We start from the raw sequence: 16,237 nt of genomic DNA, 5'->3' as shown, positions 1-16,237 counted from the left end.
TGTTATACTAATTAAATAATATAGAATTGCTTAATCATTTCCCTGAAATAATTTGTTAACATCAAAGCATTAAAGCGTTGTTAGGCTTTAGGTGCTATAGATAATCAATACTGTTCGGTTAGTCGCTCAAGTTATTGTGTCCGCCCCTAAATCCCCAATACTGGGGACTTTCACCAAGTTTGATTCCCCCAAAGTTGGGGGGTAGGGGGGCTTAACAGGGCAGTATTCGGTAATAGGTAACATTCTCCATTCTCCATTAATTTTGTTATGATTCCTAGAAAATTAACCCTTAAAAATTTCCTCAGTTATCGATCGAGCATTCTTGATTTTAGTGGACTTCATACCGCTTGTATTTGCGGTGCTAATGGTGCAGGAAAATCATCTCTTTTAGAAGCAATTACATGGGCTATTTGGGGTGAAACTCGTACTAATAGTATTGAGGATATTATTCATTTAGGAGAAAAAAATACAAGGGTGGACTTTGAGTTTATTTATGATGACCAATATTACCGTATTATTCGCACTCGTCAACGGAAAGGGGGAAGTACTTTAGATTTTCAAGTAGTAAATAGCGATGGTTATAAATCTTTATCAGGAAAAGGATTAAAAGATACCCAAGATAACATTATAAAATGTCTAAAGATAGACTATAAAACCTTTATTAATTCTGCTTATTTAAGACAGGGTAGAGCTGATGAATTTATGCTACATACATCGGCGGAAAGAAAACAAATTCTAGCGGATTTACTAAACTTAAATCAATATGAAAAACTAGCGGATTCTGCTAAAAATTTGGCTAGAGAATATAAAATTAGAAGTGAAGAAATAGCTCGAAATGTAACAGAAATTGTTAGTCAACTAGAGGAAAAACAAGCGGTATTTTTAGAGTTAGAAAATACGGAAAAAGATTTAAAATTTTTACAAGAAAAAGAGGAAACAAAAGCTCAACAACTAAGGGAGATTAACTTACTCCATAGTCAACGGGATGCCCAACTCGATCGAGCCGTTAGATTAAGAAGTCAATTAGATGGTATTGTTAGAAGAATTAATAGTTTAGATATAGAAAAAAACACAGTAAATGAGCAGATTAATAAATTAAATATTATCCTCAATAAAGAAGATATTATTCGAGAAAAATATCAAGAATTAAATAGTTTAAGAAATGAAGATCAACAATTAAACGATCGATTTCAAACCTATCAAAATTTATTAAGTAAAAAACAAACATTAGAGCAACAATTAAGGGAAGAAACGAATAACTTAATTTTGACGATTCAAAAAGAAAAAACTAATCTTGAAAACCTCATTAAACAACAGGAAGAATTAGAAAAAACTATTAATAAAGCAGGAGATTTAACGGCGGACATTGAAGCCTTACAAATCTGTCGAGATAGATTAAAAAAACTAGATCAAATTCAAAAAGATATTGTACCTTATATACAACAAGAACAAAAATTAAAAACTGAGTTAGAAAGAGAGTTAACTAAAATACAAATTAACTTAGAAAAACTAGCCCAAGAAGAAGTTATTTTACAAAATAAATTGGCAGAAGTGCCAAATAAAAGGCAAGAGTTTTTTACTCTCGAAAAACAACTTAAAGAATTAGAAAATAAGAAAAATTATCAAAAAAGAGTCCAAGAAAAAGGGGAAAGTCATAAAAGTTTAATTCAAGTCTATCTTAATAATCAAAAAAGTCTCGAAAAACAGATCGAAAAATTGCATCAAAAACTTGATATTCTTAATCAGGATCATGCTGTATGTCCTTTGTGCGATCGAGAGTTAGACGAAAATCATTTAAACCATGTAATTAGTAAAACTAAAGAAGAAGAAAAACAGTTAGAATCGGAATCTTGGCATTATGACGCAGAAAAAAGAAACTGTGAAAGGGAGTTAGAAAAACTTAGGTTAGAATATGGGCAATTAAATCAAGAATTAGCCTCAGAAAATCTTTTAAAACAGAGTTACATTAAATTAGAAAATCAACTAGATTCTATTGAAGATATTTACGCTCAATACGAGGAAATTCAAACAGAAAAAGAAAGATTAACTCAATTATTAACTAATGATAATTATGCTCCAGAAATTCAAGAAAAATTAATCGAAATTCAACACTCGATCGAATCTTTTAATTATAACGAAAAAGATCACGCTTTATTGAGACAGGAAGAATCTAATTTAAGACGAGTGGAATATCAACAATTAAAAATAAACGATGCTCAAAAAGACTTAAATAAATTATTACAACGTAAACCAGAATTAGAAAATAAGATCAGTGATTTAGAATTACAATTAAAAGAATTAACAGAAAATTCTCCTAAACAATTAGAAATTAACGAGATTAATACTGAAATTCAAGAGATTAATTATGATAGCCAATATCATCAAAATATTAGGCAAAATTTACAATCATTACAATCCTATGAATTTCAATATTTACAATTAGAAGAAGGTAAAAAACAATATCCTCAATTAGAAGAAAATTTAAGTCAATTAATAACTAATTTAGAAAGTTATCAACAGGAAAAATTAACCACTGAAACGGAGTTAAAAATTCTTGAAGAACAGCTATTATCGTTAAAAGATTATAGTGAACAATTACAGACTTTACAACAAGAATGGGAGCAATTTCGCAAAAATATTGATGATCTATTCAGAAAAAAAGGCGGTTTAGAACAATCTTTAGCTACTTTAAAAGATCGAGAAAACGATCGAATAAAACTAGAAAAAACATTAGAAGAATGTCAGAAAAACTATAGAGTTTATCAGGAATTAAGCATTGCTTTTGGCAAAAACGGCATTCAATCTCTAATGATTGAAAACATTTTACCCCAATTAGAAACAGAAGCAAATAACATCTTAACTCGTTTAACAGGTAGTCAATTAAACGTTCAATTTATCACCCAAAAACCGAAGGCAAGTCGTAGTAAATCTTCTTCAGCCTTAAAAGATACCCTCGACATTATCATAGCTGATACTCAAGGAACTCGATCGTACGAAACCTATTCAGGAGGGGAAGCATTTCGCATCAATTTCGCCATTCGTTTGGCAATATCCCGCATTTTAGCCCAAAAATCTGGCACTCCCTTACAATTTCTCATCATTGATGAAGGTTTCGGCACTCAAGACAGTGAAGGGTGCGATCGCCTTATTGCTTCCTTGAATGCGATCGCCGATGATTTTGCTTGTATATTAACAGTAACTCATATGCCTCAATTCAAAGAGGCATTCCAAACCAGAATAGAGGTATATAAAACAGAGGAAGGCTCACAAATTAATCTTATCACATAAATAATGGACGATGGAGAATAAAACATATTATCATATTATCCCACATTCGGCACGTCAAACTGTATAAATCCAGATTATGAGGTTAAGAAAAGTGATTGACTACTACAAGAAATATGTTTTGTCTAGAATAAGTTGTTCAATTTTCATACTTTGACATTAGTACTTTATGACGTGCGGAATGTGGGTTGGAAACTAACTCTTCCTCTATGAAAATACTTTTTCAGTAACTCCTACTTCTAAGATAAAATACTAAGGAAAGGCAAATATAACGGAATCAGAATAGCCAATGAGAGATAAAATTACCACCCTCAAAGAAAACTTAGCTCGTACTATTGTCGGCAAAGATGACGCAATTAAATTAGTTATTGTAGCATTATTAAGTGGTGGTCATGCTTTATTAGAAGATGTCCCCGGAGTGGGCAAAACCTTATTAGCTAAGTCTTTAGCTCGATCGATCAACGGCAAATTTCAACGGATTCAATGCACTCCCGACTTATTGCCTAGTGACGTAACAGGTACAAATATTTGGAATCCCAACACCAGAGAATTTGAATTTTTAGCAGGACCTGCTTTTGCTAATATCTTATTAACCGATGAAATCAATAGGGCGACTCCTCGAACCCAATCCTCTTTATTAGAAGTCATGGAAGAAAAACAAATAACCGTGGATGGTGTAGCTCGTTTTGTGCCGTCTCCTTTCTTTGTTATTGCCACTCAAAACCCCGTAGAGTATCAGGGTACGTTTCCTTTACCAGAAGCGCAAATGGATAGATTTACTATTTCTTTCAGCTTGGGTTATCCCTCCTTTGAAGAAGAAGTTCAAATGTTAGAAAGGCAACTAAACACCACTACTGTTGATGAGCTTTCTCCCTGTATTTCTTTAGATGAAGTAAAACAGTTACAAGCAGAAGTAATCAAAGTAAAAGTAAGTAATGAGTTACAAAAATATATTGTAAATTTAGTTTCCGCATCTAGAACTGATGACGAGATTACATTGGGGATTAGTCCTCGTGGTGCGATCGCTCTACAAAAAGCCAGTCAATCCTTCGCCTATTTAGAAGGTAGAGACTACGTTATCCCCGATGATATTAAATTTTTAGCGCCTAGTGTGCTATGTCATCGTTTAATTCCTTCTGGCGGTAGGAATGCTAAAGTTATCGTTGCCCGTTTATTAAACACGATCGCCGTGGAAGGTGAATAATACCTCTATTTCGATGTTTAACAAAACCCTACTTACCTCAGTTCGACAGAAGAAAAATGGTGAAGACGAGACAGGTGGACAAGTGGACAAGTGGACAAGTGGACAAGTCGAATGGAAGAAAAATTTTCAATATTTGTACATTTTTGAGAGAATTTTATTGATTCACAAGAAATATAATCCCCCTGTCTGCCTGTCTGCCAAGTCAGTTCTCACCAATAATTTTATAGTTCACTCAGGTTACTTGGGATTTAAAGCGTCTTTAAGTCCATCGCCAATATAATTTATACTTAAAACGGTCAAAAATATTGCTAACCCGGGAAATATCGCCATATAGGGAGCGGAGGTGAGATAATTTTGGGCATCATAAAGCATTCTTCCCCATGTCGGAATATCAGGAGGAAACCCTAACCCTAAAAAACTAAGGGTGGACTCCACAATAATAGCATTCCCGATCGATAAAGTTGCCGCCACGACAATGACACTAAAAACATTAGGCAGAATATGCACCAAAATAATACGAGCTGAATTTGCCCCTAAACTTTTCGCCGCACTAATAAACTCTCTTTCTTTGAGTTGTAAAAATGAACTCCTGACAAGTCTTGCCACAGACATCCAATTAAGCAACCCAATAACTAAGATTACTAAAACAAAAATTCCTGTTTGTGCGCCCAAAATGGTTTTAATGGCATCCCGAAATAAATAAACGACTAACAACAATACGGGTAATTGAGGTAAGGATAAAAATATATCTGTTAATCTCATCAGGATATTATCAAGGATGCCTCCATAATAACCTGCGATCGCACCAATAATTGTACCAATAGTAATAGAAACCGCCATAGCACAAATTCCTACGGTTAAGGAGATTTTCCCTCCAAATAATGCGCGTGCTAATTGATCTTGTCCTAGATCGTTTGTACCAAAAGGATGCTGTAAACTAGGGGTAAGAGTGGATTTAGAAAAATCTATTTGCTCGATCGAGGTTTGATAAAATAAGGGCAAAATTAAGATACTGAGAATAATTAATATTAAAATCCATAACCCCGTCATCGCCATTTTATCTTGAGTAAATTTACGCCAAAACATAATTAAATAGGTGTGATGAAAAAGTTTTTTGCTGAAAGTAGGCAACAAACAACTTAGATGCTTTCTAATTTATTAACTATAATACTCCTAAAAAAGATTTAGATAATGTATCAAGAAAAATTAATCCAAAAAATGCAAGAGGGAAATTTTTATCCCCATAAAGTTAACCATCCTATTGAAATTATACAAACTCATTGTTCGATCGTCTTTTTAACAGGAGATTATGCTTATAAAATGAAAAAAAAAGTTGATTTTGGTTTTTTAGATTATTCTACCCTTGAGAAAAGAAAGCACTTTCTTGAAGAAGAATTGAGAATGAATAAAACCATCGCTCCAGAACTTTATTTACAAGTAATTCCTATTAGTTATTTTCAGGAAGAATTTATTTTTAATGATGATAGCCAATCGATCGAATATATCTTAAAAATGAGACAGTTTCCCCAAGAAAATCTTTTTTTAAATCTTTTTGAAGTGGGTAAATTAACCGAAAAACATCTTCAAGATTTAGGTAAAATAGTTGCAAATTTCCATAAAAATACTGACACTAATGATTATATTAATAGTTTTGGTACTGCCGAAAAAATTGGAGAATCTATTAATCAAAATTATCAACAAACTGCTAAATATATTGGAGAAGTTCAAACTTTAGAAAAATATCAACAAACAAAAGCCTTTACTGATAATTTTTTAAGGTTAAATGAAAACCTCTTTAAACAAAGACAAATTAACCATAAAATTAGAGAATGTCATGGAGATTTACATTTAAAAAATATCTGTATTTGGCAAGACAAAATTCAACTGTTCGATCGAATAGAATTTAATGAGCCTTTCCGTTTTGTGGACGTGATGTATGATGTTGCTTTTTTAGTGATGGATATTAATTCTAAAGGGGAAAAAGAATTAGCTAATGTGTTTCTAAATACCTATTTAGAAAGAACAGGAGATTGGGAAGGTTTACAAGTTTTACCTTTATATTTAAGCCGTCAAGCCTATGTGAGAGCAAAAGTTACTTCCTTTTTATTAGATGATTCTGCTATTACTGAAACTCTTAAAAAAGAGGCGAAAAAAAATGCAGACGATTATTATAATTTAGCTTGGCAATATACCCAAAAATCTCAAGGAAAATTAATTTTAATGTCGGGATTATCCGGCTCAGGTAAAAGTACTATTGCTCGAAAAATCGCTCAACAAAATAATGCTATACATATTCGCTCTGATGCTGTCAGAAAACATTTAGCAGGAATATCTTTAGAGGAAAAAGGAGACGATTTTCTTTATTCTTCTTCCATGACACAAAAAACCTATGAGCGATTATTTTACTTAGCAAAATTGTTAACAAAACAAGGATTTACTATTATTTTAGATGCTAAATTCGATCGAGTTTCTTTAAGACAACCAATGGTTGAATTTGCCATTCAAGAAAATATTGATTTACAAATTATTTACTGTACCGCACCTTTAAATATTTTGTTCGATCGACTTCAGCAAAGAAAAGGAGATATTTCTGATGCAACCCCTGAATTATTAGCACAACAACAAGCTAAATTAGAACTTTTTACGGATACAGAAAAAGCCTTTTTAAAAATTATTAATACAGAAGAAAATTGAATTAATAATCAGTATATTTAAAAGAATTAAACATTTAAAAAGCCCTCCTCCACATAAGAGAAAGGCTTATTTTTTACTAACATTTTCTGAAATTAACCTAGTGCATTTGCCCCAGAGACAACTTCGAGAATTTGTTGAGTAATAGAGGCTTGACGAGCTTTGTTATAGGATAAAGTAAGGGTTTTCATCAATTCCTTAGCATTTTCACTAGCGTTACTCATAGCCGTCATCCGCGCAGCTAATTCACTAGCCGCCGATTCCTGTAATGCTCTCAATAATTGGTTATTAATGTACAACGGAAGTAGTGAGTCAAGAATCTGAACGGGGTCTTGTTCAAAAATCATGTCTCTAGGTAAACTAGAAGCAGTATTAGCAACGCTTTCTCTTTCTACCTGAAAACTACCACCTTTGACGGTTAAACGGAAAATTTCATCGTCTTGTACTTCTAAACCTTGAGGAGTTAAGGGCAACAGAGTTTGAATGACAGGAGAAGAACTAATTAAGGACACAAAACGAGTGTAAATTAATTCTACTCGATCGACCGTTCCTGTAAAGAATAAGGATAGTAATTCATCCGCCATCGCTCCCGACTCATTCGCCGTAGGAATTTGCTCTAAACCAAAATACTGCCCCGCAATGGGCTCGTTTCTACGTTTGAAGTATTGTCCTGCTTTACGTCCGATCGTGACGTAGGTATAATTAATACCTTGGGCTTTTAATTCAGCAGCTCGTTGTTCGGCTTTTTTAATTACGTTGGTATTGTAACCACCACATAAACCTCGATCGCCCGTAACTACGAATAAAGCAACGGTTTTAACTTCTCGTTGTTTGAGTAGGGGTAAATCCACATCTTCAAAACGGAGACGATTTTGTAAGCCGTAAAGAACTTGTGCTAAAGTATCCGCAAAAGGGCGGGTTGCTGTCACTTGTTCTTGAGCTCTTCTCACCTTCGCCGCCGCTACTAGACGCATAGCTTCAGTAATTTTTTTTGTATTTTTTACTGAGTCAATGCGATCGCGTATCGCTTTTAAATTAGACATAATATTAATTGATAATTGAGAATGGAGAATTGAAAATTGAAAATTACCAATTGACAATAAAAAATATTACCCAAGTAGGGTGGGCATTGCCCACCAAAATCATCGAGTAATCAATTAAATTAAGCAGAGAAAGCCTGTTTAGCTTCGACGATCGCCTCTTTCAATAAGGTTTCAGCTTCGTCGGTTAATTTTTTCTCAGTGCTGACGATTTCCACAAATTTAGGCTTGTTGTTTTTGATGTAGTTTCTTAACTCAGCCACAAATTCTACAACTTTATCCACAGCAATATCATCTAACAAACCGTTGATACCACTATAAACCTGAGCAACTTGTTCCCAAATCGCTAAAGGAGAGTTTTGAGGCTGTTTGAGTAACTGACGTAAACGTTGCCCTTTGGCTAATTGTGCTTGAGTGGCCGCATCTAAGTCAGAAGCAAATTGAGAGAAGGCTTCTAATTCAGCAAACTGGGCTAATTCTAATTTTAATTTACCTGCAACCTGTTTCATGGCTTTGGTTTGAGCCGCAGATCCCACACGGGATACAGAGATACCAGCGTTAATGGCAGGGCGGAAACCAGAGTTAAACAAGTCGGAAGATAAGAAAATTTGACCGTCAGTAATAGAAATTACGTTGGTAGGAATATAAGCGGATACGTCACCGGCTTGGGTTTCGATGATAGGTAATGCAGTCATACTGCCACCACCTAAAGCATCGCTGAGTTTAGCGGCTCTTTCTAATAAGCGAGAGTGTAAATAGAATACGTCTCCGGGATAGGCTTCACGACCGGGAGGACGGCGTAATAACAATGACATCTGACGGTAAGCCTGAGCTTGTTTGGATAAGTCATCGTAAATTACGAGGGTTGCTTTTCCTTGATACATGAAGTGTTCTGCGATCGCAGCACCAGTATAAGGAGCTAAATATTGTAAAGTAGCAGGATCGTTAGCGTTAGCCGCTACAATGACGGTATAGTCTAAAGCGCCTTTTTCTTTTAAAGTATCCACAACACTAGCAACGGTGGAGGCTTTTTGTCCGATGGCAACGTAAACACAGATTACATCTTCGGATTTTTGGTTAATGATGGTATCAACGGCGATGGCAGTTTTACCTGTTTGTCTGTCACCGATGATTAACTCCCGTTGTCCTCTACCTACGGGAATCATAGCGTCGATCGCAGTGATACCTGTTTGCATAGGTTCACAAACGGATTTACGCGCAATGATACCGGGGGCTGGAGATTCGATTAAACGAGTTTCAGAGGTAACGAGTTCACCTTTACCATCGATGGGACGGGCTAAAGCGTCTAAAACTCTACCGACTAAGGCTTGTCCTACGGGAATTTGTGCAATTTTTCCAGTAGCTTTTACGTTACTACCTTCTTGGATGCCAACACCGTCACCCATTAACACAACCCCAACGTTATCAGCTTCTAAGTTAAGAGCGATACCGATCGTACCATCTTCAAATTCTACAAGTTCCCCGGACATGACTTTATCTAAGCCATAGACACGAGCGATACCATCACCGATTTGTAAGACTGTACCAACATTAGAAACTTGAACCTGTTGATCATAAGATTCAATCTGTTGGCGAATAATACTAGCAATTTCGTCTGGTCTGATCATATTCCTTTATGTTTAGCGACTTATATTTAAAAGTTTGCTTGTTAATACAATTGATCTTTTTTACTAAACTTTTGACAGTTTATTTTTATATATCAAGTTTGTAGTAAACCCTTTAGGGTTAAAAATAACAACTAAAGTTGATACTACGAACTTTAATTATTAGCACCTAGAACACTAAGACTAATACGACGCAATTGCCCTTTCAGACTAGCATCATATACTTGAGAACCGACTTTGATGATTACACCACCAATAATATCGGCATCAATTTTAGTCTGAATTTCTACGCCAGTAGCACCAGTAAGATTTTTGATCTTCTCTACTAATTTTTCTGCTTCGCCTTCATAGAGTCTCACGGCGGAGGTAACTTCAGCTAATACTATGTTATTTAACTTGCGTAAAATTTCCAGATATTTCGCTAAAACACCTTCAATGAAGCCTATACGTTTTTTGTCCACCAATAACAGCAAAAAGTTGAGCAAATCATGATTAATTTGCCCCGATATTTGTTTGATAATGGCTTTTTTATCCTCAGCTTTCACCAATGGACTAGCAAAAAATGTTTTTAACTCTACGGATTCACGGATTAATGTCAATAAGTTACGGACATCTTCACCGATAGCATCAGTTACATTTTTTTGTTGCGCTAGGGACATTAGGGCTTCAGCATAAGGCTCTACTACTTCGGCGGTAATAGCACTTTGCATAAATTTAACCTCCTAGTTGGTCAACCGCACGACTAATGAGCTTACCTTGAACTTCATCAGTCAAAGTTTCTCTTAACTGCTGTTCTGCTTTTTCAAGCGCTAATACAGCAATTCTTTTTTTCAAACCTGCGACTACTTTTGCTCTTTCAGAGTCTAACTCTTGTACCGCAGTAGTGCGCATTCTTTCAATGTCTTTTTGTCCTTGTGCCAAAATTTCTGCTCTGAGTTTTTCGGCGGTGGACTCCGCATCAGATTTGATTTGTTTTGCCTTAACTTGAGCTTGGTTTAAGTTGGCTTTCCCCTCTGCTAAAGCCTTAGCGGCAACGGAAGCACGATTTTCCGCTTCTTGTATTTCTTCAGCGATTCTATTGCGTCTTTCTGTGAGTAAGTTTCCCACAAATTTCCCACCATAGACTACTAACAACCCAATTACGAGAACGAGGTTAATAACGTTAGAGCCGAGAATATCTGTACTTATACCAAATCCGCCTGACGGTTCGTGAGTGGCTAGATAAAATAAAGTCACCATAAATTAATCTTTAGTGGAATTAGGCTTATATTTGTGATGTCTTATTGATCCTAGGCTTATTAGCCTAGATAATCTTACAGGCAAGATGCCTGTTGTACGGACACCTTTATCTGACAAATTCAAGTCCGATTACTTTCTCTAAAATTTGTCGGCTTAGGGCGCTGACTTCTTGTTCTAAGGAACTTAAAGCCTGTACTCTTTCTGCTTCGATTTGTTCTGAGGCTTTTTGACGTTCTGCAATTACTTCTTGCTGTGCCTGTTGTACTTGTTCTGTTACAATTTTTTGAGCTTCAGATTGAGCAGTACCGATGATTCCTTGAGATTGTTTACGGACTTCTTTTAGTTCTTGTTCGTATTGTTGAGCGAGGGCGATCGCCTCTTGTTTTTGTTTCTTGGCTTGGTTTAATTGACCTTGAACATAACCTGCTCGATCGTCAATGGCTTTACCTAAAGGTTTATAAAAGAGAATATTTAGTATTGTTGCTAACAGTAAAAACTGAATTGCCATTAAGGGCAAAGTAGCATCAAGATCAAATAATCCACCTTCTGCGGTTTCAGCTGCCAATAAAATCCATTGTGTCATCATAATTTGACTTAGGGGCAGAATTTATTTGTTCCGTTTTTCTAATGTGCAATTATGCTTAGAAATATTACTGCAATTGTGCATTTTATTCAGTGCTTAGGCTTTAGGACTAAGGTATTGAGATAAAAACCTTAAATTTCCTAAAACCTAATACCTGATTTTTTTGCTTTGGGTTATCCTAGATTTAACTTAGTTAATTAGGAGAAAGGATTGGCAAATAATAATACTAATGCAACAACTAAACCGTAAATGGTTAACGCTTCCATGAACGCTAAACTAAGAAGTAAAGTAGCGCGGATTTTTCCTTCAGCTTCGGGCTGACGTGCAATACCTTCTACTGCTTGACCAGCAGCGTTACCTTGACCAATACCAGGTCCGATAGCTCCTAAACCTACAGCTAAAGCAGCGGCGATGACGGAGGCAGCAGCGACTAATGGATCCATAATTCTTACTTTTTCCTTTTAATTAATTTAGTACAACAAAAAATTTAGTTTTTGGTTTTTATAAGAGAAGGAATTGAGCAATCTTTCTCTTATGATAGTTAATCACACAATGGTCATTAATTTAGTCCCAAAAAGTATTTAACTATATTTTGGGTTTTTATGATAGTCAGTTTGATTATTTTTTCTGACTTAGGTTTTCACATCAAATTTCGATCGAGCTTTTGTTGGGTTTCATTTTTCAACCCAACCTACTTAATCGTGATGTTCTTCACCGCCGTGACTTTCCATAGCTTCTCCGATGTAGGAGGCGGCTAGGGTAGCGAAAATTAACGCTTGGATGGCACTGGTGAATAAACCTAAGATCATCAAGGGTAAGGGTACAATTAAAGGCACTAATAAAACCAATACCCCTACTGCTAATTCGTCCGCTAAGATGTTACCGAATAAACGGAAACTTAGGGATAATGGGCGAGTAAAGTCTTCAATGGCACGGAATGGCACCATGATGGGGGAAGGTTGAGCATAGTCGGCAAAGTAGCCTAAGCCTTTTTTGCTAATCCCTGCATAAAAATAAGCTAAAGATGTTAATAACGCAAATGCTACGGTGGTGTTGATGTCAACGGTAGGAGCGGACAATTCTCCTTCGGGGATTTCGATCAACTTCCAAGGAATTAACGCACCTGACCAGTTAGACACAAATATAAATAAGAATAATGTGCCGATAAAAGGAACCCAAGGGCGATATTCTTTTTCGCCAATTTGATCTTTGGCTAAACCGCGCAAGAAGTCCAACACATATTCCATAAAGTTTTGGAATCCTGTGGGGATTCTTTGGACATTTCGGGTAGCTGCGATCGAAGCTACAACGAGAACACCGATAACGAACCAAGAAACGAGAAATACTTGTCCGTGTACTTTGTATTTTCCGATTTCCCAGTAGAAGTGTTCTCCTACTTCGATGGCGGCTAAGTTAAGAGAGTTGAGTAAGTTTATTGTATTTGCAAGTTCCATTGAACAAGATTTTTCCTGATTTTAGGAATCTTTGACAATTTATCATAAAATTAGCCTTTTTTTTCTGATTTATTTAGATTCCCCAATAAACTACTGGGTAAAATATAAAAAAGAATAGCGGCTTTGTAAGTCATAAAACCGAGAAATACGGGTATGACTTGTAATTGTTCCCTTTGGGTGGCAATGATAATTAAACCGACAAAAATAGCTAGACGTGTTGCACCAATCTTTTTTTTGAATGTGCCTACCCTTTCTACTTCCCTCGCCAACATATTGACATACACCAAGCTAAAACAAGCTCCTAATAAGTAATTAAGGCTTGTATTGAGGCTATAAAAGCACCATACGAGAATAAAAACCGCTACACCGATAGATACAGTTCCAATCAGAAGATTATTGCGGAGTTGATAAAACTCTTTCATGGTGTCTTCTTTTTTGACGGGTTCGTTATTCTCAACTTCTGTTGATGTTTCAATGGTGGTTTTGGGGTTGGATTCGGTATTAATCACGTTGACTGCTAGATTCTTTGGTAATTACCGTTATGAATTTTACCATGAGTTCGATCGATTATGTTAATTTTTATTAATTTGTTAAAAAGGGAATCTATTTGAAAAAATTTACGTCTTATTGAAAAATGTCCGTTACAATAACGAAAAACAAATTTTTCAAAATCAAATGTTTAAACCTTTACTAATTTCTACTCTTATTTTTGCTGGTGGTAATCTTTTACCTGTCATGGCGGAAGCTCAACGCTCTGCCCCTGTTACAGAGAACACTACTCCAGAAACAACCACTACAGAAAATCCTCCTGCGGAAACTTTTCAACCCGGTTTTTGGCAACCTATCGCTAGGGTGGATATGACGAAACCCATCACATTAAAAATTATTAATGATAGTGGTATTCTTTTAGATTATGCTTTAACGGATGCGGATATTGAGCCTCTTAGATTAGAAGAAGGTGCTACAAGATCGATCGAAAATGTTGAAGCCCCTATTTATGTAGTTATCTATCCTGACATCAAAAACCCTAATAGTTCGAGAATTAGTCTTAAATATTTTGTGGAAGTTACCCCCGATAATGTTGTGGAATTGACAGTGAAACAAATAGAAAGTATCAGTCAAGGAAATCGGACTTTTAACCTACAATCTAGTGGTGCAATTTTCTTATACTAACTCAGGATTTACGCAGAAAAAGGCCTTGGAGACTAAATTGACAAGGCTTATAACTTAAATCTACTAAGTGCGATTATAGAGACTTCGATCGACTTTAAACAGCATAAGGGTTAAAACTCTTACTACAAACAAATAAAATGCTATAAAGATAATATCAAAACCTTTATTTTTCAGTATTTCTCCTATCTCCTAACTCCTATCTCCTAACTCCTATCTCCTACCTTCATCAAAAGACTTATTCAACAATCCCTACTTATGAATGATTATCGTTTATTAGTTGATAGGGCGATTAAAGCCTGTATGGAAAAAAATGCTTCGAGATTTTCTTCCTTATTTACGGAGGATGGAGAAATTATCTTAAATCAAAATTTATGTTTTTCTAAACAAGAAATTGAGGAAGTAACCCACAAATATTTTGTCAGTTTAAAATATGTTAAAATTGAGACTAAATATATTATAATTGAAAGAAATAAAGCCTTTATTCAATGGTCTTGGTCTGATTTTAATTTAGTTAATAATCAAGAAAATAGTCATGATAATGTTATTGTTTTAGACTTTAAAGATAATTTAATTTATCGTTGGCGAGAATATAAAGGATAAAAAAATATTAAGATTAAAATATATGACTTTTAAAATCCTTACAAATTTTTTTTGTTACGCTAAGATTAAAATAGAGTCTTACTCCATATATTTTTTTAATCTCCTGTTCATTTTAAACTCTAAAAGACTATGAATACTTCTACTTTAACTAAATCGCCTTTAAAAATTCGTGCTATACAATATCGAGACTTAAATGCTATTTCTAGCTTATTACAACAACGTTTGTCGATCGAATTTAATAATCGTCAAGCAACCTTATTAGAGAAAATACAAAAATATCAAAGTTTTTACGGATTGTTAGAGTTATCAAAGTTATTACCGTTAAACAATGATTTTTATATCTATGTAGCGGAAAAAGATCAACAAATACAAGGTGTAATTCAAGTCGCTCCTTTTAATCATACTCGCAGTACATGGAGAGTAGAACAAGTTTTAATTAACTATAATACCTCTATAAGTCATTTACTTATCGGTAATCGTAGCATCGGCTCACAACTTCTCAGACATTGTTTTGAGAAAATATGGGAAGCTAGAACATGGGTACTAGAAGTTAATGTCAATGAAAAAAACACGTTGGGATTATATAGAGAGAACGGTTTTCAACCTTTAGCACAAATAACCCATTGGCGTTGTCCATGGGAAATATTACAAAAATTAGCACAACAAGAACCTAACTTACCGAATTTGTTGTCTGTTAGTAATGCTGATGCAAAATTACTCTATCAATTGGATTGTGTCTCTATGCCTCCCATATTACGACAAGTGTTCGATCGACATATAGAAGACTTTAAACTAGGATTGGGACGTTTCATTCTGCAAAAAATACAAGGATGGTTGAATCATACCTCAGAAATTAGTGCCTATGTATTTGAACCTCAAAGAAAAGCTGCCATTGGCTATTTTAAATTATATCTGTGTAAAGACGGCAGTAAACCCCATGAAGCAGTTTTAACGGTACATCCTGCCTATACATGGCTTTATCCTAAACTTATTAGTCAAATGGCAACGGTAATTCAAGGTTTACCCCCTCAATCTCTGTTGGTTTCTTCCTCTGACTATCAACCTGAAAGAGAGGAATATTTAGAGAAATTAGGGGCGGAAAGGGTAGATCAAAATTTACTCATGTCTCGATCGGTATGGCATAAACTTAGAGAGGCGAAACCCTTAGAATCTTTAAACCTTCCTGAAGTCTTAAATGGCTTAAAACCGGTGCATACTCCTATCCCTACCCCTTGGATAAAATCGTGGTTAGAAAGTACTTATAATTCTTCTTCTTTAACTAATCATCCAGACTCGAACAATTCTCAGGAGTAAATTTTTCCCTCATTTCTTGTCCCTAATTC

Annotated in this window: 15 protein-coding genes; 6 read left to right on the top strand and 9 right to left on the bottom strand. The window is 35.1% G+C overall.

Going from position 1 to position 16,237, the window contains the following annotated elements; all coding sequences use genetic code 11:
- The first annotated feature begins 267 nt into the window (after positions 1–267).
- Positions 268–3,288, top strand: coding sequence for an AAA family ATPase (locus SYN6308_RS08930; RefSeq protein WP_017294096.1), 3,021 nt, complete (start codon positions 268–270; stop codon positions 3,286–3,288).
- A gap of 286 nt (positions 3,289–3,574) precedes the next feature.
- Positions 3,575–4,489 carry an AAA family ATPase gene (locus tag SYN6308_RS08925; protein WP_017294095.1) on the top strand — a complete coding sequence of 305 codons (915 nt, stop codon included), beginning with the start codon at positions 3,575–3,577 and terminating at the stop codon, positions 4,487–4,489.
- A gap of 237 nt (positions 4,490–4,726) precedes the next feature.
- On the opposite strand, the gene SYN6308_RS08920 is transcribed toward SYN6308_RS08925, so the two are convergent.
- Positions 4,727–5,575: an ABC transporter permease gene (locus SYN6308_RS08920; RefSeq protein ID WP_017294094.1), complete on the bottom strand. Its 849-nt coding sequence runs from the start codon at positions 5,573–5,575 to the stop codon at positions 4,727–4,729.
- Positions 5,576–5,680: 105 nt separating this feature from the next.
- Between SYN6308_RS08920 and SYN6308_RS08915 the strand changes: the two genes are divergently transcribed.
- Positions 5,681–7,183, top strand: a complete 1,503-nt coding sequence (locus tag SYN6308_RS08915; RefSeq protein ID WP_017294093.1) for a bifunctional aminoglycoside phosphotransferase/ATP-binding protein — start codon at positions 5,681–5,683, stop codon at positions 7,181–7,183.
- Positions 7,184–7,275: 92 nt separating this feature from the next.
- Here SYN6308_RS08915 and SYN6308_RS08910 read toward each other — a convergent pair whose 3' ends face one another.
- The 8 genes from SYN6308_RS08910 to SYN6308_RS08875 form a co-directional block, all read right to left on the bottom strand.
- Positions 7,276–8,223: a F0F1 ATP synthase subunit gamma gene (locus SYN6308_RS08910; RefSeq protein ID WP_017294092.1), complete on the bottom strand. Its 948-nt coding sequence runs from the start codon at positions 8,221–8,223 to the stop codon at positions 7,276–7,278.
- Between the two features lie 119 nt (positions 8,224–8,342).
- Complete coding sequence (gene atpA, locus SYN6308_RS08905; RefSeq protein WP_017294091.1) at positions 8,343–9,848, bottom strand: F0F1 ATP synthase subunit alpha; 1,506 nt, start codon at positions 9,846–9,848, stop codon at positions 8,343–8,345.
- A 152-nt stretch (positions 9,849–10,000) separates the two neighbouring features.
- Positions 10,001–10,555: an ATP synthase F1 subunit delta gene (gene atpH / locus SYN6308_RS08900; protein ID WP_017294090.1), complete on the bottom strand. Its 555-nt coding sequence runs from the start codon at positions 10,553–10,555 to the stop codon at positions 10,001–10,003.
- A gap of 4 nt (positions 10,556–10,559) precedes the next feature.
- Positions 10,560–11,084 carry a F0F1 ATP synthase subunit B gene (locus tag SYN6308_RS08895; RefSeq protein WP_017294089.1) on the bottom strand — a complete coding sequence of 175 codons (525 nt, stop codon included), beginning with the start codon at positions 11,082–11,084 and terminating at the stop codon, positions 10,560–10,562.
- A gap of 106 nt (positions 11,085–11,190) precedes the next feature.
- Complete coding sequence (locus tag SYN6308_RS08890) at positions 11,191–11,667, bottom strand: F0F1 ATP synthase subunit B' (protein ID WP_017294088.1); 477 nt, start codon at positions 11,665–11,667, stop codon at positions 11,191–11,193.
- Positions 11,668–11,864: 197 nt separating this feature from the next.
- Positions 11,865–12,110 (bottom strand): ATP synthase F0 subunit C, encoded by a 246-nt coding sequence (atpE, locus tag SYN6308_RS08885; RefSeq protein ID WP_017294087.1) that lies wholly within the window; start codon positions 12,108–12,110, stop codon positions 11,865–11,867.
- A 252-nt stretch (positions 12,111–12,362) separates the two neighbouring features.
- A complete protein-coding gene (atpB, locus tag SYN6308_RS08880; protein WP_017294086.1) occupies positions 12,363–13,121 on the bottom strand; it encodes a F0F1 ATP synthase subunit A in 759 nt (252 codons plus the stop codon).
- A gap of 50 nt (positions 13,122–13,171) precedes the next feature.
- The gene (locus tag SYN6308_RS08875) at positions 13,172–13,630 is read right to left on the bottom strand and encodes an ATP synthase subunit I (RefSeq protein WP_017294085.1); all 459 of its coding nucleotides are present in this window, start codon (positions 13,628–13,630) and stop codon (positions 13,172–13,174) included.
- Between the two features lie 166 nt (positions 13,631–13,796).
- On the opposite strand from SYN6308_RS08875, the gene SYN6308_RS08870 reads away from it, so the two are divergent.
- From SYN6308_RS08870 to SYN6308_RS08860, 3 genes are all read left to right on the top strand, one after another.
- Positions 13,797–14,294 (top strand): hypothetical protein, encoded by a 498-nt coding sequence (locus tag SYN6308_RS08870; protein ID WP_144051417.1) that lies wholly within the window; start codon positions 13,797–13,799, stop codon positions 14,292–14,294.
- Between the two features lie 255 nt (positions 14,295–14,549).
- Positions 14,550–14,894 carry a nuclear transport factor 2 family protein gene (locus tag SYN6308_RS08865; protein ID WP_017294083.1) on the top strand — a complete coding sequence of 115 codons (345 nt, stop codon included), beginning with the start codon at positions 14,550–14,552 and terminating at the stop codon, positions 14,892–14,894.
- 129 nt (positions 14,895–15,023) lie between these two features.
- A complete protein-coding gene (locus SYN6308_RS08860; RefSeq protein ID WP_017294082.1) occupies positions 15,024–16,208 on the top strand; it encodes a GNAT family N-acetyltransferase in 1,185 nt (394 codons plus the stop codon).
- Positions 16,209–16,237 lie beyond the last annotated feature (29 nt).

It is taken from the genome of Geminocystis herdmanii PCC 6308 (assembly GCF_000332235.1).
GTDB classification, from domain to species: domain Bacteria; phylum Cyanobacteriota; class Cyanobacteriia; order Cyanobacteriales; family Cyanobacteriaceae; genus Geminocystis; species Geminocystis herdmanii.
This window is presented reverse-complemented; position numbering and strand designations above follow the sequence as displayed.